This is a genomic window from Psychrobacter sp. K31L (assembly GCF_017942195.1).
Classification (GTDB): domain Bacteria; phylum Pseudomonadota; class Gammaproteobacteria; order Pseudomonadales; family Moraxellaceae; genus Psychrobacter; species Psychrobacter glaciei.
Window position 1 is genome coordinate 258,446 of record NZ_JAGKSC010000002.1, and the last position, 22,639, is coordinate 281,084.

The 22,639-nt window shown below is 43.7% G+C and carries 22 protein-coding genes; 11 read left to right on the forward strand and 11 right to left on the reverse strand.

All coding sequences use genetic code 11. The features are described 5' to 3' along the window. Positions 1-510: 510 nt before the first annotated feature. The 6 genes from J5X94_RS04215 (at position 511) to J5X94_RS04240 (ending at position 4,739) form a co-directional block, all read left to right on the forward strand. On the forward strand, positions 511-873 hold the full coding sequence (locus J5X94_RS04215) for a roadblock/LC7 domain-containing protein (RefSeq protein ID WP_189579969.1): 363 nt from the start codon (positions 511-513) through the stop codon (positions 871-873). A 177-nt stretch (positions 874-1,050) separates the two neighbouring features. After that, complete coding sequence (locus J5X94_RS04220) at positions 1,051-1,545, forward strand: PAS domain-containing protein (RefSeq protein WP_210540312.1); 495 nt, start codon at positions 1,051-1,053, stop codon at positions 1,543-1,545. A 3-nt stretch (positions 1,546-1,548) separates the two neighbouring features. Then, a complete protein-coding gene (locus J5X94_RS04225) occupies positions 1,549-2,298 on the forward strand; it encodes a PhnD/SsuA/transferrin family substrate-binding protein (RefSeq protein WP_210540314.1) in 750 nt (249 codons plus the stop codon). An 11-nt stretch (positions 2,299-2,309) separates the two neighbouring features. Further along, positions 2,310-2,933, forward strand: a complete 624-nt coding sequence (locus J5X94_RS04230) for a hypothetical protein (RefSeq protein WP_210540316.1) — start codon at positions 2,310-2,312, stop codon at positions 2,931-2,933. A gap of 140 nt (positions 2,934-3,073) precedes the next feature. After that, positions 3,074-3,688, forward strand: a complete 615-nt coding sequence (locus J5X94_RS04235; protein WP_194619215.1) for a hypothetical protein — start codon at positions 3,074-3,076, stop codon at positions 3,686-3,688. Between the two features lie 385 nt (positions 3,689-4,073). Then, positions 4,074-4,739 (forward strand): class I SAM-dependent methyltransferase, encoded by a 666-nt coding sequence (locus J5X94_RS04240; protein ID WP_210540318.1) that lies wholly within the window; start codon positions 4,074-4,076, stop codon positions 4,737-4,739. Here J5X94_RS04240 and J5X94_RS04245 read toward each other — a convergent pair. The 7 genes from J5X94_RS04245 to J5X94_RS04275 form a co-directional block, all read right to left on the reverse strand. Further along, positions 4,736-5,830 carry a hypothetical protein gene (locus J5X94_RS04245; RefSeq protein ID WP_210540320.1) on the reverse strand — a complete coding sequence of 365 codons (1,095 nt, stop codon included), beginning with the start codon at positions 5,828-5,830 and terminating at the stop codon, positions 4,736-4,738. The genes J5X94_RS04240 and J5X94_RS04245 overlap by 4 nt on opposite strands. A 68-nt stretch (positions 5,831-5,898) precedes the next feature. After that, entirely contained in the window at positions 5,899-6,486 is a 588-nt protein-coding gene (locus J5X94_RS04250) for a GNAT family N-acetyltransferase (protein WP_210540534.1), read from the reverse strand. Positions 6,487-6,517: 31 nt separating this feature from the next. After that, complete coding sequence (locus tag J5X94_RS04255; protein ID WP_210540323.1) at positions 6,518-7,255, reverse strand: nucleotidyltransferase family protein; 738 nt, start codon at positions 7,253-7,255, stop codon at positions 6,518-6,520. Continuing rightward, positions 7,252-8,601, reverse strand: a complete 1,350-nt coding sequence (locus J5X94_RS04260; RefSeq protein ID WP_210540324.1) for an XdhC family protein — start codon at positions 8,599-8,601, stop codon at positions 7,252-7,254. Before J5X94_RS04260 ends, J5X94_RS04255 begins: the two co-directional genes overlap by 4 nt. A gap of 111 nt (positions 8,602-8,712) precedes the next feature. Next, positions 8,713-11,157: a xanthine dehydrogenase family protein molybdopterin-binding subunit gene (locus tag J5X94_RS04265; RefSeq protein ID WP_210540327.1), complete on the reverse strand. Its 2,445-nt coding sequence runs from the start codon at positions 11,155-11,157 to the stop codon at positions 8,713-8,715. Positions 11,158-11,159: 2 nt separating this feature from the next. Beyond that, positions 11,160-12,152 (reverse strand): FAD binding domain-containing protein, encoded by a 993-nt coding sequence (locus J5X94_RS04270; RefSeq protein ID WP_210540329.1) that lies wholly within the window; start codon positions 12,150-12,152, stop codon positions 11,160-11,162. After that, the gene (locus J5X94_RS04275; RefSeq protein ID WP_210540330.1) at positions 12,149-12,820 is read right to left on the reverse strand and encodes a 2Fe-2S iron-sulfur cluster-binding protein; all 672 of its coding nucleotides are present in this window, start codon (positions 12,818-12,820) and stop codon (positions 12,149-12,151) included. The genes J5X94_RS04270 and J5X94_RS04275 overlap by 4 nt, the downstream gene beginning before the upstream one ends. A 560-nt stretch (positions 12,821-13,380) precedes the next feature. On the opposite strand from J5X94_RS04275, the gene J5X94_RS04280 reads away from it, so the two are divergent. From J5X94_RS04280 to J5X94_RS04290, 3 genes are all read left to right on the forward strand, one after another. Next, positions 13,381-13,935, forward strand: coding sequence for a carboxymuconolactone decarboxylase family protein (locus J5X94_RS04280; RefSeq protein WP_210540332.1), 555 nt, complete (start codon positions 13,381-13,383; stop codon positions 13,933-13,935). A gap of 322 nt (positions 13,936-14,257) precedes the next feature. Further along, a complete protein-coding gene (locus J5X94_RS04285) occupies positions 14,258-14,911 on the forward strand; it encodes a DsbA family oxidoreductase (protein ID WP_010201018.1) in 654 nt (217 codons plus the stop codon). A 55-nt stretch (positions 14,912-14,966) separates the two neighbouring features. After that, positions 14,967-15,665, forward strand: a complete 699-nt coding sequence (locus tag J5X94_RS04290; protein ID WP_210540334.1) for a haloacid dehalogenase type II — start codon at positions 14,967-14,969, stop codon at positions 15,663-15,665. A gap of 267 nt (positions 15,666-15,932) precedes the next feature. On the opposite strand, the gene J5X94_RS04295 is transcribed toward J5X94_RS04290, so the two are convergent. Further along, positions 15,933-17,057 (reverse strand): S-(hydroxymethyl)glutathione dehydrogenase/class III alcohol dehydrogenase, encoded by a 1,125-nt coding sequence (locus tag J5X94_RS04295; RefSeq protein ID WP_201592303.1) that lies wholly within the window; start codon positions 17,055-17,057, stop codon positions 15,933-15,935. Between the two features lie 196 nt (positions 17,058-17,253). Between J5X94_RS04295 and J5X94_RS04300 the strand changes: the two genes are divergently transcribed. Further along, positions 17,254-18,147 carry a LysR family transcriptional regulator gene (locus J5X94_RS04300; RefSeq protein WP_228293150.1) on the forward strand — a complete coding sequence of 298 codons (894 nt, stop codon included), beginning with the start codon at positions 17,254-17,256 and terminating at the stop codon, positions 18,145-18,147. A 158-nt stretch (positions 18,148-18,305) separates the two neighbouring features. Continuing rightward, positions 18,306-18,824: a DUF302 domain-containing protein gene (locus J5X94_RS04305; protein ID WP_210540336.1), complete on the forward strand. Its 519-nt coding sequence runs from the start codon at positions 18,306-18,308 to the stop codon at positions 18,822-18,824. 83 nt (positions 18,825-18,907) lie between these two features. On the opposite strand, the gene J5X94_RS04310 is transcribed toward J5X94_RS04305, so the two are convergent. The 3 genes from J5X94_RS04310 to J5X94_RS04320 all read right to left on the reverse strand — a co-directional run bounded on the left by J5X94_RS04310 (position 18,908) and on the right by J5X94_RS04320 (position 22,557). Beyond that, entirely contained in the window at positions 18,908-19,195 is a 288-nt protein-coding gene (locus J5X94_RS04310) for a DUF4031 domain-containing protein (RefSeq protein WP_010201315.1), read from the reverse strand. Positions 19,196-19,261: 66 nt separating this feature from the next. Then, positions 19,262-21,523, reverse strand: coding sequence for a transglutaminaseTgpA domain-containing protein (locus J5X94_RS04315; protein WP_210540338.1), 2,262 nt, complete (start codon positions 21,521-21,523; stop codon positions 19,262-19,264). Continuing rightward, positions 21,520-22,557, reverse strand: a complete 1,038-nt coding sequence (locus J5X94_RS04320; RefSeq protein WP_210540339.1) for a hypothetical protein — start codon at positions 22,555-22,557, stop codon at positions 21,520-21,522. The genes J5X94_RS04315 and J5X94_RS04320 overlap by 4 nt, the downstream gene beginning before the upstream one ends. Positions 22,558-22,639: the final 82 nt, after the last annotated feature.

A 22,639-nucleotide genomic window follows, 5' to 3' on the forward strand; every position in this document is an offset into this window, starting at 1 on the left:
TATTTACTTACGTCAACGTCACGTCATATCAAAACGGATAAGAGGATTACGGACGCTGACGTAAAACTGAAATCGCCCCTATACAAGGGTCTGTATAGAGACAAATGGGATTAAAAAAGCTGACTGAATTTGTGCTTATATGACAAATTTAGAAGTGACAACATTTTTCATCTTACAACTATATATCATCTTTAAGACTGATAAGTCTAGTAAATATCTCCATCATAAAACTCTATAAGCAATTTTTGTTGGCTAAATTTGAGCTGTTACGTTTAACCGCTCATCGACTAGACATAATAGAAAAATGTCATTTCTCTCTAAAAAATAAAGACAAAAGGAAAACATTTGATGATAAACGGTAAAAAATACCAAAAATATCGTTTTTTATTGAGCAAATATATATCAATATTATTAGTAAGGAATTATAATACCTTTCTTATAACAAGGATATTTCTGGCTAATTTAGCTAGTTCATAAATACAAACCAATCACCAGTACAGAGAAAGCGATATGCGTACCGATTCATTTCAACAGATACTAGAAGACCTAAACAGCTCATCAGCAGATGTTGAAGCATCTGCCCTAATCTCTAACGATGGTCTGATGATTGCTTCAGCTCTACCAACTGGTATCGATGAAGACCGTGTGGGTGCTATGTCAGCAGCATTATTATCGTTGGGTGACCGTGCAGGTCGTGAATTGGCACGTGGCAGTATCGATCGTATTATGATTCAAGGTGAAAAAGGCTACGTTATTATGACGTCATCGGGAGATGAGGCGGTACTCACTATTATGGCAAAACCCAATGCCAAGCTTGGTTTGATATTCTTAGATATCAAACGTGCCTCAGAAGCCCTTGCAAAGCTCATTTGATTGGCGACTGCTTATCGAATTTATTCGCTTTTTAATTACTATAAACATAGTCGGTTCAATATAATTTGGATACAAGGAAGCCGGGTGAAAGTACTACAAGTAGTAGGCTAAGCAAGGCTGACACCGTATCCAATTTATAGAAGATTAACTACATAACGATCAATGAAGGAGATGACCATGGGTTCTCCAATCCCTGATGCACACAAGCCTGATATGCCTGCCGAACAGATTACCTTGACTTACCACGATGGCACGTCGCGGACTGTCTATGACACGGGCATCGAACGCCCTTATCCAGATGGCAAATTGATTGTCTCGCGTACCGATTTGGATGGCATACTCACACATGTCAACGATGCTTTTGTTCAGATTAGCGGTTACCATGTCGATGAATTGATTGGCCAGCAGCATTATATTTTGCGCCATCCTGACATGCCAAAAGCGGCTTATAAAGACCTGTGGGACACTGCCGAAGCAGGGCGAAAATGGCATGGCTACGTCAAAAACTTATGCAAAGATGGTAGTCATTATTGGGTCTATGCAACCGTCGTACCTAACGTTCGTCACGGCGAAACTGTAGGCTATACATCCGTACGACGCAAGCCATCACGCAGCAAAATCGAAGCGGCAATGGCGCAATATGCCCAAATGAAACAAAATGAGGAAGGCTAAATCATGACGACACACAATATGTTAATCGCCCCAGATTTTTCGCCTGAGCGTTTTGCAGGCTGGCACATGTTCAATACGTTGATCCAAAAACGTGCCAACTTAAATATGCACTTGAACATCCCCGCATCACATGCTGAGCAAGAGCAAGTCATTAATGCGGGTGACATTCAGGTCATTTACGCCAACCCTTTTGATGCCGCAACCCTAATCCGTGAGCAAGGCTACCGTGCCGTCGCCCGCCCTATCGGAAAGTCTGATGAAATGGTCATTGCCGCTGCTGCAAATAGCGACATTAACCACTTAGAAGACATTCAGGCTGGCGCTACCATCGCCATGGCAGACAACCGAGATGTCAAACTGATTGGCTTAAGATTGCTAGAAGCGGTTGATATCGAAGAATCTGATCTGACATGGGATGTCACTGAAACCTATCAAGCAGCTGCCCGCAAAGTCATTAAGGGTGACGCCCAAGCCGCGTTCTTTTTGGCAGAAATTTTTCATAGCTTTTCGCGGTTGACCAAAACCCAGCTCTCCGTACTCATCGAAAGTGACTTGGCTGACATCAGCCACGTGCTACTTATCAAAGACGGCTTCCCTGGTGCGCAAATCTTTATAGAGGCCATTCTCAATCTGCACAAAGATGATGATGGTAAAAAAGCCTTAGCTGAACTTGGTATGCCGCAAGGGTTTGAGGCGATGAATGAAGAAGACGCCGAATTTATGATTGATTTGATGCAGACCTTGCTGGACTGAGGAACACCATTATGTCTGATGTAGACCTTATCAAAGAGAATGAGAAAGTCGCGCACCGAGCATTTCGGTTTTACTCGCGCAAAATATTTTTGGCACCCAATAACCGTCATTTTCATGAACAACGTATCAATGCGGCGCTACTATTGACTGAAAGAGAGCCACTGCAAGGTGCTGTGGCAGACTTCTTTTATGGCTGTTGGTATGACATTCCTTACGATGTAAACAACTTGTTTATTCGTGTCAAAGATCGCCTGCACCCTCACATTCAACAAGGGTTCCGCGACTGTATCGATAAGAAAAGATATATTCAACGCAATAGTATGCTCGCGACCCGCTGGAGCGTTTTGATATCACCTTCTCTAAATGAGCAAAAACAACGGTTACGTATCAGTAGCGATGATGCCAAAGAAATCGCTAAAGACATCACGACGGAGCTAATGCAAGCGCGTGATGACAAAGATTGGGGTACGATTGAGCAAATCGAAAATGAGTTCTTTGCCCACTGTATCGCGCGCAATGATCGTTTGGCGTTTTCCTTGGTATGGTTTCGCTTGGGCAAAAGTGATTGGCAGTTCGATACGCGTTGGGATAATTGCCAACAGCACCTTGATCAAACTATAGCCAAATCCATATAAATCCGCTACATCGTCATCCTCGCCAAGCATATTAATGTATAACTTGCGCTCGGTTTCCTTGTATCGAAATTATTTGAACTCAACGATATGAAAAACTAATTTATCGCCACTCTATAACCTTCATCATAATGGTAGTTACTATGTCTTCTTATTTAAATGCTGCTAAAACGTATTTGACTCTGACCCCAGCCGGTATTTTTGAAGCATTTTCACAAAACGAACCGACTGCTGAGCAGCTGGCATTACAGGATTTATTGTCTTATGATCAGACATTGCTCGCTGCTGATTGGCTCCAGCGTTATTCTGATGAATGGCTACAGAGCTTTATAGAACATGGCTGGATTGAGAAACTGTCTCTCCTATTGCCAGCACCCAATCTGCCACTAGATCAGTTTTTGCCCTATGTCGTTGCCAGCTTATCGGGCAAACGCCGCGCTGCCATTGGCTCTGATGAAGGATTTTGCTTGGCACGTATTGGCTACAGCCAAGAAGAAGCAGATATGCTCAGTGTCGCGGCAGCTGATTTTTCAGGATTTATGCTACGACAAAAGCAACGTGGGTGGGCAGTAGAAAGCCAAGCTATCTCATTCTTTCAGCAAGTTGACCTGCTCATTCCTGAGACCAGCTTTGTGTTTTTATGGATAGATAGTGCTGGCTACGTTCTCATCATCGATGGCGAACCTTTGACCAATAGCCGCGCCTTTGTAGAGCTGGTATGGGCACTAAAAACCTCTGGATTGAGATTTCTGAATTAATTCAGTTGAACCAATTGATATACTGCTTAATATCAACCTTTCACACTAGAGTAATACTCAGTGCGCTTATATAAAATTAAGCGCACTGCCCTCTCTTACACCAACTCCTCTCATGCCATTCATTTTTCTACTGCTTTCTAATTCTAGTCAATTTCACACAGTAATAAGAATACCCTCAGAATTAACAACAACTTGTCAACGTTTAGGTCATACTCCTCTCACGCATGTAAGATGTTTTCTTACCGCTGTTTAAGTTTCTATAAAACCCTAGCTTCTACAAAATATAAAGCCTCCAAGATTTAAATCACCTCGTCCAACGTCCTACCTTACTGAAAGTGGCAACCTCTGCCAAACTTTGCATTCTTGCTTATTTTTAGGACAGTTTATGACTTCGCTGACCACTGTGCGCGTGCGTTATCAAACGATTGAAATTGGCAACACCGATATCCATATTTGCACCCTGCGTGACAACCAACAATTTAGCGACCCTGATGATGAGGCGTTAAATTTGGGTATTTGCTCGGCTTCTTGGCCGATGTTTGGGGTGATATGGCCGTCAAGCTTGGTACTGGCCAATCACATGCTCGATTACGATATTGCAGGCAAACGTATTTTGGAAGTTGGCTGCGGTATGGCTCTCTCTAGTCTGCTACTCAATCATAGACATGCGGACATCACAGCGACCGACTATCATCCAACGGTTGAGTATTTCCTTGATAGAAATACCACGCTGAATAATAACAAAGAGATCAATTTTGAGCGTTTAGACTGGGCAGAAGACAATAGCCATCTTGGCAAGTTTGATATGATTATCGGCAGTGACTTACTCTATGAAGACCAACATATTGATATACTGGCTGAGTTCATTGACCGTCATGCTCTGCCAACCTGCGAGGTCATCGTGGTCGATCCTGGGCGCGGTCGCAAAAACAAGCTGACCAACAAGATGACTGAATTTGGCTTTAGCAGCAAGCATGTCAAGCCCGAGAATACTACTTATCTAGACTTGCCTTTTAAGGGACACATTTTGACATTTTCGCGGAGTGGTTAATCGGCCGACTTATCTTTATCGTTACCAAACTTTGAAATAAGCGCCATGATAACTTCTTGAGAATTAATTGGATAAGATTCATTACTTATCGATTGAAAATCTTTAGGGGCAAATATTCTTTGAGCAATCTCGGCTTTTATCCTATGTTGCTCTTCATCAGGTAATGACGCTATGTAAGGATTGATAGCTTTTAAGTCTAGAGATGTTTGAAGATGGGTATATTGTTGCTGACGGTGCTTTGTAGATTCACGCGCTAAATATGCCGCTGGTACAGACAGTAAAAACACTAATGCCAATCGTAGAAGCGAATTAGATAGATCAAAGCTTTGATGAATAGATTCCCAGAAAGAATAGCCAGCTATTAGAATAATAACTGCCATACAAAACAGTGATCCCAATCTCAACCAATCAGCAGCTATTTTTTCTTGGTCTGCACTATCAGCATATTCAGTAACAATCACTCTGCTTGCTGCGTTACCTAAAAGAGTATCTAACTGAGCATTCTTATCATTAATAGCTTTTAACTCTTCTTCATATGCTAGTGATATGGCACCAATTTTACTTTTGTATGTCTCTTCTAATGACTCTATTTCTTTCGTTAAAATATCAGCCTTAACTTCACTTTCATCAAGTGATTTTTTTACTTTACGATTTAATTGTTCAAGTTTTTCATTCGTATCTTTTAATTGTTTCTTAAAAGATCTATAGTCTTGCATATCGCTTGAAACATTCGAACTAGCTTTTTCTGTCAAAGTTACTTTTAAGATTGATGAGCCTTCTATCTTCTTTTGAAGTGCGTCGGCACTACCTGATAGCTTTTTCATATAGGATTTAGTTTGCTCATCTAAATCCTTAACAAACAAATTAAGGTAAACGACACTTGAGCAAACCTCTAAAATAGCCTCGGCAATTTCTTCTATACTTCCTTTATCTAAAACAACCTTATAATTCTCAAGAGCCTTTATAAAGCCTTCAATATAATTTTTAGTACTTTTAGAGACTGGATTATCACCGATACCATCTCGAAATTTGTTAAATAGTTCTAATATATCTGCTACACCATTCTCGAATTCTAACAGCATATCTTCCATAACTTTCTCAACCCATATACATAAGTTGATAATTATATATTAATTTGAGTATATGAAATTCAATTAGTTCAACTGGATACGCTATCTTGCCACTGCTGACGAGATATCTTGTACAACACATGCTCAGCAAGCGGGTGAGTAGCCTTGAGCGCAGGATGATAGAAATTGTCTTGCGTACCCGTCATACCAATGCGCTGCATGATCAGTTGCGAGCGCTTATTAATGACCGCCGTAAATGAAACCACTTCATCAAGCCCCAGCTCAGTAAAGGCAAAATGCAAGGACGCACGAGCTGCTTCAGTAGCGTAACCTTGTCCCCAATAGTCATTGTGCAAACGCCATGCAATCTCAACCGCAGGGGCAAAGGACATATCCGCATGCGTATCGTTTAATCCAACAAACCCGATAAAGCCACCGCTATTTTCTTCATCAACTTTTAGGCTAACTGCCCAAAGCCCCCAGCCATTATCTGCAATAAGCTGCTGGCACTTATTGGCGATAATATCACTTACTTTAGGGGTTAATAGCTTAGGAAAGTATTGCATTACTTCTGGATCAGCGTTCATGTCGGCAAATGTTGCAAAATCACCCGCTTGCCATTGTCTAAGGTACAACCGTTCTGTTTCTATCGTATTTATAATTTTATTCTCTCGCATTTCGTTGTTTGGAATAATTATATGAGTGAGATTACTCATCAAGCCAGCCTTGTTGTTTTGCATATGCTAGCTGCTCAGGCGTATCAATGTCATAGCTAAGTTGATCATTATCGACCCTACCTATTTGATCGGCAGGCAATCCTCTGATTAGGTTACGAAGCCCTTTATCGCCTATCAATTCTGACTGCCACTGTCTAAGCAATTTATAGTTAATTGCTAAAGGTAAACCTATGATATCGCTTGAGGATTCATTTGCGGCAGGCGTTTTATTCGATGTCACTTTATCCAAAATTTGGCATTTCTCTAAAGATTGCCAGCTATGGTAACTACTCGCAACCACAGCCTGCTTGCCAGCCAGCAATGCAGTTAAATGCAACTCATCTAACAATATCTGATCTACTCCCATGATTAGCACTCGATCGATTGACGCAGATTCAAAATTAGCAATTGTCTCAATACCCAAACGTAAACTATCAGCCATACCTGTGTCAGGTTGTAAATTCACTACTATTTTAACTGCTGGATATTGATCAGCCAACTCTGTAATCGCACTAGCAATCAAACGATGATTATCAGGAATGACAATGACAATGGCTTGCGGATTGGTAGTTATTACTAGTCGAGTCATATAAGTAATCAATGGCTCGCCATTCTTAAAAAGCATCTGTTTGGGTTGACCGAGACGCCGACTGAGGCCACTTGCCAGGATGATGACCGCGTGATTTTGGCTCTGTCGCTCAGTACTTTCTGTAAATGCACTCTTGCTCATACGATACTCTGAATAATATCAGCATCCGTATCACTACTCACCACTGATGTATTCAAGAGATTACTATTCGAAAAACCTACTGGAGCGATTTGATTATGCATGACCGCATTTATCTCTGCCATGATACCGAGCGCGAGTGCCTCAGGGCCATTTCCACCCAGCTTATAACCAATCGGATAATACAATTTATGGATACCAGCTTCTAAGATAATAGGATTGCTAACGTTCATACTGATTTCATCAATTAACCGTTCGGTACGATAGCGCGGCCCCAATTGTCCTAAGTATTTATAATTGTCTGGATGCTCGAGCAGTATCGCTAGGCGAGCACGATCTTGACTCAAGCTGTGTGACATCAGAGCGACCGCTGCGTTATCACTCAGCTCAAGCAAAGCCTCACTATCCTTTAGAGATAGCGACATCACAACGTCTGCTTGAGGAAAACGCATACGAGTCGCGTATTGCGCGCGGCTATCTATAACTGTCACATGCCAATCTTGTAGCTTGGCCATGGTCACCAGTGGCATCACGTCATTACCTGCGCCGCAAATTAGGAGACGCAATTGTGGTTGCAGGCTTTGCACGAGCCATTCTGTTGTTACCTTGCCGTTTTCCACTATCACATATTCGGCATTTTTATCAGATAGCTTATATTGTGCTAACTCTTCTACAGTATTGGCAAGTATGCTTGAAAACGTTGTTTTCCCTTGTGCAGAAATGCTTCCCAAACTGCGGTACTCATCTAAATTAATACGCATTCCAGTCTGCAAATTATCACTGTTTTGCGTTATAGAATCTTGATGCTGATAGTCGTTAACACGAATTAAAGTCGCTACAGTAATCGGCTGCTGAGTACGTCGAACATTACGGATGGTCTCTAACAATGGCGTTGCTGTCGTTAGTCGCTCAAACAATACATGCACTCGCCCATTACAGCCCAATCCAAAATTTAGCTCATCAAAGTCTGCGTCATCTAAATCGTCGTCTAAACCGTCGTCTAAACCGCTATTTAAATTGCTATCTGGCTCATCGTATATATCAGACTTAGCTTCCCTCGCACCTGCTTGCGCTTGGCCATCGTCAGCATATTTAATATCATCACCCGTCTGATAAACTTGCACATTGGCACCGTTACGAGTAAGCCAAAAGGCACGTTTGATAATGTGCGGCTCCAAGCAACCACCACTAATCATCCCAACTGAGCGACCATCTTCACAGATTAGCATCATCGCGCCAGCGCGGCGATATGCTGAGCCCTCAGTACGTACGACCGTTGCCAATACAGCATCAATGCCTTGCTGCTGAGCCGTACTTGCCAGCTTAAGAATGTCAGCGACCTGATTCATAACACCTCTTATTTGGTATTTATTTTCTTGATAATGACGAAATATACTGCTGATTGAGTTATAAAAACCCGCTCATTAAGCGGGTTCCTGTCGTACATATGGCTTAAAAATTTACTCTGGCATCTCATAAAGCAATTTATCAAGAGTAATCGGAAAATCATAAACACGTACGCCGACGGCATTGTAGACAGCGTTAGCAATCGCAGCGGCAGCACCAGCAATAGCAGTCTCACCAATACCCTTGATATGCATTGGGTTGGTATAAGGGTCATCCTCTTCGACCAATATCACATCCAACTGCGGTACATCTGCATTGACGGGAACGTGGTACTCAGCAAGGTCATGATTACACAGACGACCGTCACGTTTATCGTGGATGACCTCTTCCATCAACGCTGAACCAATACCAAATACCATGCCACCATAGCATTGCGAAGTCGCTGTTTTATGGTTAAGAATACGACCTGCGGCAAATGCACCCGTCATACGTTTGACTCGAATTTCACCAGTGACCTTATGCACGGCCACTTCAGCGAAGTTTGCACCAAAAGAAGACTGACGATACTTCTTACCATTTTTACCTGGCTTTATCTTTCCTTTAGCACTGACTTTTTGCTCCTCATAGCCTGCGATCACGTCAGCAAGTGCATATGACTCTGTATTATCAAAGTCATATTTCTCTGATTCCAGTAGCGTTTTTTCTTCTAATACATTCTCTGAAAATGAGACCCCTGTGGTTTCAGATATTTTATCAATAGTGCTATCAGCGAACGCTTGACCATTCTCTTTGGCTGTCTCTACTGCAGTTAGATCGTGCTTGCCCACTTGCTTAATCTGACCATTATCTAGTTGAATCGTATCAGGGTATAAACCCACTTTTTCTGCTAGCATCTCACGCAGTTGTTCACAAGCGAGGTAGACGCCACTACCTGCACTCGCCGCTCCCCAACTACCACCTGAACCTGCTGCGGGCGGAAATGCACTATCACCCAGTTTCATCTCAATATGGTCAATGGGTAGTCCTAGTAAATCTGCGGCTACTTGAGAGAACACAGTATAAGACCCTGTACCGATATCAGTCATGTCTGTCTCGATAACTGCTTTGACACCGAGCGCTTTTGACTTATCGATTTGCAGGGTTGCGCGCGCTTCAGAAGGCTGTAATTGATTCCCACGTGCTGCCGCCGCCATGCCCGTTCCTATCCACCAGTCGCCTTCTAATTGACTGGCAGGTTTGGCATTTCGCTGATTCCAACCGAACTGTTCAGCACCTTGCTCCATACAAGCAATCAGCTGCCGTGACGAAAACGGAATGTCTTTACTAGGGTCTTTTTCGGGTTCATTGCGGCGACGCAGCTCGATAGGATCAATATCTAATTGTGAAGCCAACTCATCCATCGCACATTCAACGGCGATCATGCCAACCGCCTCACCAGGCGCCCGCATCGAGCCTGATAGCACTTGGTTCATGTCTACCATTTCATAGTTCACACGGCGGTTTTTACCGCGGTACAAGTAATGGGTAGACAGAGCAGTTGGCTCAAAGAATGCCTCTCCGGGCAAATTGCTAGAAACAGTATCGTGAATCAATGTGTCAATAACGCCGTCCTTGTCACAGCCAATCGCAATGCGCTGACGAGTGTTTGAGCGTCTGACTGTCGCTTCCATCACTTGTGGACGCGTCATGGTTATCAATACTGGTCGACCAAGCTCTTTTGAAGCAATTGCAGCAGCAATAGATTCAGGCGCAATACCGAGCTTGCTACCGAACCCGCCACCGACATAATGCGCGATTAACTGAACTTGGTCTTTGTTTAAGTTTAAGGCGTCCATGACTTGCTGCTTACAAGACGCGAGCATTTGATTGGCAGTATAGAGAATTAGCTTGTCTTCCTCCCAATGCGCCAATGTCACATGTGGCTCCATAGCAGAGCTGTTTTGACTTGGCGTATGGTAAAAGCGATCGAGCGTCACATCAGAGTCAATAAGTCCTTGTTCTGGATCGCCTTGGACATAGTTTTTGTCAGAGCCTTTTTTTTCATCGACTGCATGGGCGTTAGACAGCTCTTTAGTAAAATTCAATGCCGCTTGGTCAGTCTCATCTTTATAACTGACTTTAAGCGCCTTCGCCCCTTCTGTTGCTGCTTCAAAGGTTTCAGCGATGACCACAGCGATAGGTTGACCATGATAAAAAATCTCAGTTGCTCCCTGCTTTGGTGCCTTTTTTAAACCGCCTTGCTGAGAGTTGCGCAAAAAATGCTTAGGGTCTGTGACAACCTTGATAATATTAGGAATGCCGTCTAAAGAACTGCTATCAATGTTCTCGACTTGACCTTTGGCAATGGTCGCACCTACCAAAACACCGTAGGCTTTATTATCTAAGTGGATTTCCGCACTATAATGCGCTTGACCGCTAACCTTTAGCGAGCCATCGATACGGTTGATTGGCTTACCGACCAGTTTGCTCGCCGTTTTGCTAAACAGAGACTCGACAGGCTCATCCATAGTCATTTTTTTGGTCGGTTCTGACTGAGTGATTGATTCAAATAATGACATGATTATGCTCCCTCGCCCGCTAGTGCGCGCTGAATGACTTGTTTTAGTAGGCGACGCGTCAACGGTATCTTAAAGTCGTTTTGACCATTACCTTTGGCATCATGCAATAACAGATCGGCGGCTTGCGCGATAACATCGCTATTACCATCGGTACCCGTTAACAGTGCCTCAACTTCTTCGTTACGCCATGGCTCAGTACCGATACCACCAAATGCCAAACGTACCGTCTTTAGATTACCGCTATCATCAGCGTCTATCACTGCGGCACAGGAAACAAGTGCAAAGGCATAAGAAGCGCGATCTCGCACTTTATCATAAGTATGCATACCCTTGACAGGTGCAGGTAATACAACATGAGTGATTAGCTCGCCTGCCTCTAATACGTTTTCGATATGCGGCGTATTTTTTGGCAGGCAATAAAAATCTTTCACATCAATAGCGCGAGTCGAACCGTCCGCCTTAACTGTTTCGATAGTAGCATCCAGCAAGCGCATTGCTACCGCCATATCAGAGGGATGCTGAGCAATACAGGCATCGCTCGTGCCTAAAATAGCCAGCGTACGGTTTTCACCATTGATAGCAGGACAACCAGTCCCCGGCTCACGCTTGTTGCAAGCACTGTCTGTTTGATAAAAATAATAACAACGGGTGCGCTGCAAGAAGTTACCGCCAGTCGTTGCCTTATTACGCAACTGACCAGTCGCCCCTGCCAAAATCGCTCGGGACAATACTGGATAATTTACAATAATGTCAGGATGCGCTGCCAAATCACTATTGGTCACAAGCGTACCAATACGCAAACCACCGTCAGCAGTGGTTTCAACTTGCTCTAATTCTAAGCGGGTAATATCGACCAGTTTAATTGGCGTCTCAATCTCCAATTTCATCAAGTCTAATAAGTTGGTACCACCTGCGATAAAAGACGCATCTTTGGTACTGGCAGATATCGCGGCTTGCTCTGGTGCATCAGCACGACTATATTCAAAGCGTTTCATGAGTGGCCTCCTGTCGTAGCAGTTGCTGTTTTATTACTTGCCATTTTATTATTCACTGAGGCTTTACCAAGTTGCGCCTCGCTAGGCGGTGGTGACCAGATACCTGTTACGTTTGAGTGTTGCGCAGTATTGTCCGTTGTTAGAATATTAGACTCTGATAATTGACTCTCCAGCACTTGCGAGATGGCCTTGATAATATTTGGGTAAGCAGAACAACGGCATATATTGCCGCTCATGCGCTCAGCGATTTCTTGTACAAGGAGACCGTCAGGATGTTGCAAGTCTGTGCTCACATGGCTTGGCCAATTTTGTTTGATCTCTTCTATCAATGCGGTCGCTGAGCAGATCTGACCGGGGGTGCAATATCCGCACTGAAATGCGTCGTTGTCTTTAAAGGCTTGTTGCAATTCCGATAACGAATCCGGCATCCCGATGCCTTCAATTGTTGTGATGTCATCACCATCATGCATGATGGCAAGTGTCAGACAAGAATTAACCCGTCGTCCATTGATGAGCATCGTACAAGCCCCGCATTGACCGTGGTCACAGCCTTTTTTAGGTCCAGTAATTCGTAAGTGCTGACGACAGACGTCGAGCAGTGTCGTACGGGCGTCAAGATTATCGAGCTGATAATCCTGTTTATTGATTGTTAAGGTCAAAGTAGACATGCTGGCTTCTCGCTGGCAGATGAACATAATGAAATGGTAAAATACGCCTCAAAAGACGGCATCGATAAATTTATTATGACGTATCAAAAAAGTTGTTTTGTTTTTACTTTGTAGTTATTACAGTGTAGTTTTTAATCATAGGTAGTTTTTAATCATAGAGAGTGTCGAGACGTGAGTGATGCTGCTAACGGGCATCTTATTTATAATAATGACTCTTTTTAACATTGGTCAGTCTTCTATATTCGTCAGTAGACAATCAAACAAGTTTTAAATGTGTTCGGTAAAATCTTCAATATAGTCATTATCCTTTTATGAGTTACATTTTTGGTGGCCGTTACAAATTGGCTATATATCTTCACAATTCGTTGTTGAGCAATCGCTCAAATTTGTTTATAGTGGTTGCAGTTGATTCACTTAGAGAAGATTGACATGTTAAATTGAGTATTCACTCAAATTGACTTGCCCTTTTTAAGAGATCTGATTTCAGGTATCTACTCGAAGAAATATAAGCTACAACACTTTAAAAACGACCTAACAACTATTTATCTTAAGGATTTTGTATGACCGAATTTACATTACACGACAAAGAAAGCGCACCAGCAGAGAGCAAAGACTTGCTAGATGTTTCTATCAAAGCATTTGGCATGGTTCCAAACTTGCATGCTGTGATGGCTGAAGCGCCTGGATTGCTTGAAGGCTATCAACGTCTACATGAGTTGTTTTTGGACAGCAGTTTCGATGACGAAGAAGTCACCGTTGTCTGGCAAACCATCAACGTCGAGCATGCTTGTCATTATTGCGTACCTGCACATACTGGTATCGCCAAAAGCATGAAAGTGGATGATGCTATTACCGAAGCATTGCGCAATGAAACTACACTACCGACTGAGAAATTAGAAGCGCTACGTGACTTTACACTCTCTGTAGTCCGTGGTCGCGGTAACGTAGATGATGCTGCTGTACAAGCATTCTTGGATGCTGGCTTTACCAAACGCCAAATCCTAGAAGTAGTCCTTGCTGCGGCGCAAAAAGTGATGAGCAATTACACCAACCATCTTGCTAACACGCCAATTGACAAGCCATTCCAGAAATTTGAATGGCACAAAGCAGACTAACGAAACCGCCAATTTGGGGTTGTAATGACCCCTCTGGTGTTTTTATACTGCTGTAAGAGAGACTGCTGTTCGAAAACAATCGAGCAGCAGTTTTTTCAGTTAAAATCTTATTGAATAAGACGGTAGTTATAGTCAAATTATCCTAAAAACGCGACGGTATTGCTGATATCAATTTTTTGTCGCCTCTGTCTGCGCAGGCACAGTAAGCAAGAAAAATGATGTCAGCAGTATGTGATGTATCGATATTACTTTTCACTGACTATAATTACCATCATAAATACCAAAATCATGAATAACAAACTTGTAAATAACGAGAGGTCATATGAAAAATATCGAGAAGCCCCTACGCATAGATATCGTATCAGATGTCGTTTGTCCTTGGTGCGTCGTTGGTTATAGACAGTTGGCTGAAGCACTCAAGCAAACCAATACCGAGTACGAAATTCATTGGCATCCGTTCGAGCTAAACCCTAATATGCCAAGCGAAGGTCAAAATTTTCGGGAGCATATTGCCGAAAAATATGGCTCAACCAAGCAAGAGTCTGACGCCAGCCGAGCAAGAATGACGGAAGCTGGTAGTGAAGTTGGTTTTGAGTTCAACTTTAGTGATGACATGCGTATGCACAACACCTTTAACTTGCACCAGCTTTTACATTGGGCGCATCAGCAAGGTCGCATGCATGAGTTAAAGCAAGCATTGTTCACCGCCCACTTTACCAATGGCAGAAACATCTCTGATCACTCCGTGCTCGCGGATATTGCGTCGGAGACTGGACTTGATCGTAGCGAGGCGCTAGCAGTACTGGAAGACCAACGTTTTGCTAAAGAAGTACGTGCCGCTGAGCAACATTGGCAGCAGCAAGGTATCCAAAGCGTACCTGCGGTGATATTCAATGAGCGTCATTTGGTTAGCGGTGCTCAAGGCGTGGAGAACTTCACGAGTATCTTGCAGCAGTTGGCTGACATGCCAGACTAGGTTTTATTAGCTCTTACATTGACTCTTACATTGACTCTTAATAAAAGGATCTCTTATGTCTTCTGAGCATTCCCCTTCGATCATCGTATTTGACGTCAATGAGACGCTACTCGATATTGATACCCTCGCGCCTTTATTTTCTCGCTTATTTGACAATGAAAAAATACTGAGAGAATGGTTTGCCCAATTGGTGCTTTATTCTCAAACCATGACCTTATCCGGTCTCTATACACCTTTTGGTGAACTTGGCGTCGCTGCCTTACAGATGACGGCTGATATTCATAATGTCACGCTCACAAAAAGCGATATCGATGAGTTAAAAGAGCGTATGAGCAAAATGCCAGCTCACCCTGATGCGGTGCCAGCGTTAACCAAGCTAACTGAAGCAGGGTTTCGACTGGTGACGTTGACCAACTCAGCGAGCACTCCATCTCCAACACCATTAGAAAAAGCAGGACTAAGTCAGTTTTTTGAGCAGCACTTCAGCGTTGAGACTGTTGGCAAGTTCAAGCCTGCACCTGAAACCTATCAGATGGTAGCAAAAGAGTTGTCTGTTGAAGTGTCAGAGTTGTGTTTGGTCGCCTGTCACCTTTGGGATACCATCGGCGCGCAAGCGGCTGGCTGCCACGCTGCGTTTCTCACGCGACCTTATAATGCGTTGCTATCAGCGTCGAATGTTCCCACACCTGATTTTGTAGCATCAGATTTAGGTATGCTTACCGATCAGATTATTCTTAATAATCAGAGCAAATAACCCTTCTGATTTTTAGCAATCAAACTTTTTAGCAATAAAACAAAAAATGCCGCTTCTACTAATAGAAGCGGCATTTTTATGAATGCTATGACACGATATGCATTCTAAAACTACTATAGTCAGTGAAAGGTAATATCGATACATCACGCACTGCTGATACCAATTTTTCTTGCTTGCTGTGCCTGTGCAGACAGAGGCTACAAAAAACTGATATCAGCAGTATCGTAGCGTTTTTGGAATATTTTGACTATATCTCAAGATTAACTTCTAAAAATGAATAACCGTACGAATACTCTCACCTTTATGCATCAAGTCAAACGCTTCGTTAATGTCTTCTAATGGCATGGTATGGGTAATGAAGTCTTGTAGTGGGATTTCGCCCGCTAGGTAACGCTCAACATAGCCTGGTAATTCTGAACGACCTTTTACACCACCAAATGCTGAGCCTTTCCAGACTCGACCAGTCACTAATTGGAACGGACGGGTTGAGATTTCTTGCCCAGCACCAGCGACACCGATAATGACCGACTCGCCCCAGCCTTTATGGCAGCACTCAAGCGCGGAACGCATCACATCGACGTTACCGATACATTCAAATGAATAATCAACGCCGCCATCGGTTAGCTCAACGATGACTTCTTGAATTGGTTTGTCATAATCTTTTGGATTGATGCAGTCAGTCGCGCCCAGTTTTTTAGCCAGCTCAAATTTGCTTTCGTTGATATCAATCGCAATGATACGGCTGGCTTTTGCCATGGCAGCACCGATGACCGCTGACAGACCAATACCGCCCATACCAAAGATAGCAACCGTAGCACCCTCTTCGACTTTTGCAGTGTTCATGACCGCGCCCATACCAGTCGTGACGCCACAACCTAGCAAGCAAACTTCTTCTAATGGCGCTTCTTTATTGACTTTAGCCAATGAAATCTCTGGCAAGACAGTATATTCAGAAAAGGTTGAGCAACCCATGTAATGGTAAATTGGCTCACCATCTTTATAAAAACGCGTGGTGCCGTCTGGCATCAGACCTTTACCTTGGGTCTCGCGCACGGCTGAACACAAATTGGTTTTGCCTGAGGTGCACATTTTACAGACGCCACATTCTGCGGTGTATAGAGGAATGACATGGTCGCCGACTTGGACACTGGTCACGCCTTCACCAATTTGCTCAACGATACCACCACCTTCATGACCCAAAATCGCTGGGAATACGCCTTCTGGGTCTTCACCAGATAAGGTAAAGGCATCGGTATGACAAACGCCACTAGCGATGATTTTTACCAATACTTCACCTTTGCGCGGCAACATCACATCCACTTCTTCGATAGATAGCGGCTGGTTTGGACCCCAAGCAATGGCGGCTTTCGATTTAATAAATTTATCTGACATAGTCGTCTCTCTTTTTAATTAATTTTATCGCTTATTCAGCGCAGACCTATTCAGCTTATAGTGCTTACCTAATGGAGGCAAGCTACAGTTGTAGCAGTCTGTAAAACATTTCATTCTATGTCGATAATTATAGTTGTTTCTGAGATGATAACAATATGCTATATTTGAAAATATCTTTTACACAGTGGTAACAATCATGCGCTGGGATGGTATTAGCGAATTCGTTTGTGTGGCAGAATATGAGAGCTTCACGCGCGCCGCAAAAGAATTGAGCCTCTCGACTGCACAAGTCAGTCGGCAGATCAGCGCGTTAGAAAAGCGCTTGAATATAAAATTGCTATATCGAACCACGCGCAAGGTCTCACTGACCGAAGAAGGCCGCGTGTTTTATCAGCATTGCCGCGGTGTGCTTGATGGCTTGGATGCCGCTGAACAAGCAGTGAGCCACCTACAGTCAAAGCCACAAGGCAGGATTAAACTGACCGCTCCTGTCACTTATGGTGAGCAGCAATTATTACCACTGGTCAATGATTTTATGGTGCGATACAGCGATATCGAAGTAACGGCTTTTTTGAGCAATCAAAAAATGGACTTGATCGACGGTGGCTATGATTTGGCGATTCGTATTGGCAAATTAAGCGACTCCACGATGATGGCAAAAAAACTCAGCCGTCGTACGAATTTCGTCTGTGCCGCGCCTGCTTATCTTGAGAGACACGGTACACCGCACTCTTTGAGTGAGCTGAGTAAACATAATTGTCTGCTAGGCACACGTGACTATTGGCACTTTATAGAAGATGGCAAAATAGATTCTGGAAAAAATACGGATAAAGAAAAGAATCTACGCGTTTCTGGCAGCGTTCAATATAACAGTGGTCATAGCCTAGTTGATGCTGCGCTAAAAGGTTTGGGTATCGTGCAGCTACCGGATTATTATGTGCAACAGTACTTAGCATCAGGTGAGCTGGTCAGCTTGCTGGATGACTATAGAGAGCCTGAAGAAAGTATCTGGGCTATCTATCCGCACAACCGTCATTTATCGCCAAAGATTCGATTACTGGTAGATTATCTATCGGAGCATTTAGCATGAACATACAAAGCCACTATTCGGTTTTACTTAACATTCGGTTTTACTTAAAATGAATATTATCCACTATGATTAAGAAATATCTATAATATTAGAAGAAGATCGCTTAACACAACCAAGCATCACTCGCTAAATAAAAAACCATAATAAAAGGAATTTTTATGATTAAGATTGTCTCTATCGCTGTCTTCGCTTTGGCTTTATCCTCTTGTGCCAGCGTTGAAAATATTTTAAACGCGCCAGATAAAATGCCGTCAACACCAGAAACGATGACTGCTATCAATGCTGAAAAGGGTTTGGTTACGATGCAAAGTAATCATTCCGTTCAAGATACTGCGGATAAGCTGGCAGCGATTATTGAAAGTAAAGGTATGAAAGTATTTGCGCGCGTCGATCATCAAAAAAATGCGCAAGGTGCCAATTTAACATTGAGACCGACGCAGGTAATTATGTTTGGTAACCCAAAAGCGGGTACACCATTGATGAATTGCGAGCAAAGCGTCGCCATCGACTTACCACAAAAAATCCTTATCAGTGAAGATGCGGATAAAAAAGTCTGGTTGTCCTACAACAATCCTGAATATTTGAAAGACCGTCATAACATCAAAGGTTGTGATACCGAGATAGCTAACATCGCAAAAGCGCTTGATGGTGTCAGTAAGGCAGCTATTGCAAAATAAGCTATAAATGGAAATATGAACACAAAAAAGGTGGGATGCAAAAGCATAACCCACCTTTTTTATATCTTTAAAAGATTAACTTATTAGCCATTCTTAGACTGTGCTATTTGCTCGTGTAGCTCTATTTTTAACTTCTTAGCACATTCGATAATCTTTTTTCGACCGGCAGGGATAGCGCCATATTCAATCGCTGTCGCACGCATTTGTACAGTAACATCATAATGCGGGTAACTGGCATGACGGTGGAATAAGCGCTGATCTACTTCTATCAATAAGGCAAACTCATGCAGCTCTTGCAGCGTATCAGCCAACATATGACACCATTTATAGCCTTTAAATTCTATCTGCACAAAATCCACATATATTGCCATAGAGCCGCCTCCTTTATTACCCTTAACATCTTATCATGCGCTAAACCACGCTTTCACAAACAGTCATCAAAATAACTCACCGACATTTTTTTTGAGCTGTTTGAGCACTATTTGATATTCTTTATCACTGATTTCAAGTGCACTGAGACGTCCATAGCGTAGCTGACGATAATCTTGTTGAATCTGCATGATTTTGGTTTGGACAATTTCTGAGTGACCGCTGTCTGTTAAACGGCTATCAGTACCACCTTCGGCATTTGAATCAATAGCCAGTGCCACGCGCTCAAGCCATGCTAGTTGGCCTTCACTGTCGTCACGAGCCAGCGATTTATCCACTTTACCAATACGTCTTGATAGCTGTGCAAGCGGCAGATCTGCTAGATGCCAGCGTTTGCGGCGACGTTGCCAGATGACAAAGATTAAAATAGCCATGACAGTAATAGCACTCGCTGCCAACCAAATAATTTGCTGCATCACTGAGCGGATGTTGAACCATTTGAGTAGCGAGTCAGCTTGTTTGTCCTGATCGTAACCGACGATGTCTTTTTGCCAATAGTAGCTGGCTTGATCTGAGAGGCGGCGTAAGGTTTGTAGCATTTGATACTGCTGATAGCTGACTTGTGCCCCAGCGCCATCACCAAACATTGCCGCTCCCTGCGACTGCGTCAGCGCATCCATGCCTTGCTCGACGCGCTCAGGCGCAACAAAAGCTGTCGGATCGACACGTACCCAGCCTTGACCCTCAAGCCAAACTTCCGTCCAAGCGTGCGCATCTTTCTGCCGAACTTCCCAAACATTGCCGCCGCGGCTTAGCTCGCCACCTTGATAGCCTGCCACGACCCGCGCAGGTATACCAGCTGCCCGCATCATAAACGTAAAACTTGAAGAATAATGCTCACAAAATCCCGCTTTAGTCTCAAATAAAAACTCGTCAATACGGTTATTATTCAGCCGTGGCGGCGATAGTGTATAACGAAATTCTGTTTGATTAATCCAGCGTTCAATAGCCGCTATATAGCGCACTGGATCTGAGCCAGATTGCGCAAATAATCGCTTTGCCAGTGCGCGTGCTTGTGGGTTGCCGTCAGCTGGCAGAGCAAGGTTCAGACGCCGTAATGCTTCAGACAGAACAGGGTCAATGCGCATCGGCGCAAACTGTAATACGTCATAACGGAACTGCTGAGTAACGGGCTGGTCTTTTAATAGGGTAAAGTTTGAAGTAATACTGATGTCTTGTCGCTGGGCAAAAGGATAATCGAGGCCAAATAGCCAGTTTTGTTGTGTGGGTTCTAAAATAATCTCATAGCTAGTAGGCGCAACTTTCACTTCATCAGGGATAGTAGCGAAGGCGTTCTCCATCCAAACAGGCATTTGCGGTGCAGGCCGCCATTGTTGTTGCTGAGGGCTAGGACGCCATGTAACCCCATCAAAGTCGCTAAATACCAAGCCGCGCCAGTACAGTTGCTGCTGCGGTGGGCGCTTATCTGCAAACTCTACCCGAAAGGCCAGCTCAGTCGATTGTCCCAAATTAGCAAAGTCACCGGGCGACATACTATCGGAGACGCCAGTGGTTGCTTGCTGACCCGATAGCTGCACTGACCATAGCGGTGGTAAGCGCGGGAAGAATAAAAACAATACAACCAATAATGGCAGTGCCCCAAGACCTAATACACCCAAAGTGCGCAGACGACCATCACCGCGAGTATTACCATCGTCATTGAGCGCAATAAATGCTAACAAGATAATGACAGCACCGATGATTACTTCTAAAGTCGTAACAAGACCTTGATCCATCAAAAACAGCGCGGCAAGGACAAACAGTGATAAATTTAAGACCACATAAGCATCGCGCCGCTTATACAATTCCCACAGCTTACTGATGAGACATAGCACCAAAAATGCCACGCCCATATCCAGTCCAAACGCTGTATTGTACGTCAGCCACAGACCGACAAGACCTAGCAAGAAGCCGAGCATTTGCATGCCTTGATAGACACGTTTTAAACGACGCAATTTTTTGAATTTAGCTTTGATGCGTGGTAGTTGGGCCGCGATACTAACCACAGCAAAGCCAATCAGCCATAAAGGCAGATGCGCGGCATGAGGTAAAATGACGATGATTTGGGCGATTAATACCCAATAATACGCTGGCAAGGCAAATAGCTTGCGAGTCCATTTAGTATCGCTAGCCTGCTCAGTATGAGAAGCGATATTTTGACCCAATGCCAACTGCTCAAAGCTTGCAGAATTTATAAAGTCTGATTTAGAAGAGCCAGTAAATACTTCTACCGGTTTCTTTGAGTCATTTATTTTAGAGATACTGGTCATGGCGTTTTTGCCAACCTTAGCAAGCACGCTTGCGCAAAACTATCACCTTCTCCCATCGGGGCAGCAGCAGAGGCATCACTCGGCAAGCGCATCTTAAATGGCACACCTAGCTCACCCAACCTCATCGCCCCATACGTCATCTGAGCCAGCCTCTGCTCATGATGCACCGCTGGCATATCGGCATAATCTAAGCTTTGTTCATGACCGACTGGATCAGCAAAGTGCTTGGTAAACATACCTTGACCGCGCGCCACATGCCCCCAAGAAACTCGTGCCAGCGACTCACCTTCGATATAATTATCGAGCCGCTCAAAGTCATCTTGACCTTGCCGATATTGCCCGCCTGTTGCTAAATCCTCCTGACTTGCGACCGAATACTGCGCCTGCCAGTCAAAGGCTTCAGGTTTTGGATAGACCCACGCCGTACGCGCAAAATAGACATAAGACCATGCCCGCATAATGCCCAAAGGATAAACGGTTTTGATTTTTAATCGTGGTAATTCAAACTGCCCACGACTATGCGTCTGTACTGGCAAACGAATAATTTGCTCACCTTGTAGCCGTGTAACGAGCACAGAGTTTTGACTATCCGTGTCATGCTTAATTTGCTTATTAGCCTTCTTATTGGTTGTTTTATCAACCTGCTCAAAGCTGAATAACAACTGCCGTCTTGGTTGGCGGCTCTCACTGCGCAGCTGCAAAGTCACCCAAACAGGCGCACCCGCTTCTGCCATGGTCACTTCTATTAATTGTACTTTTAGACCTGAGATATGAGCAAAGGTCACATGAAAGCTGATCAGCCAGACACTGACCAAATAAAAACATAAGCCCAATACTAAGTTGTTGCCATAGTTGATGCCAGCGATAAAGGTAATGACCAATAACACCGCAAATAGCATCCCTTCACGGCTAAAAAAGATATAGACATTACGCAAATTGAGCGTGGCGCTATCACTTTTAGGCGCACGCGAGGCAAACCAACGGCTTAATGCTGAAGTAGCTGGTACGGTTAAGGCTTTTGGCAAAAAGCTCATGATTACCCTATCCTTACCATAAAATTAATACTCTCATTCACAATTGAATAGCAGTTTTGGACATAAACGCACGCTATGAAAA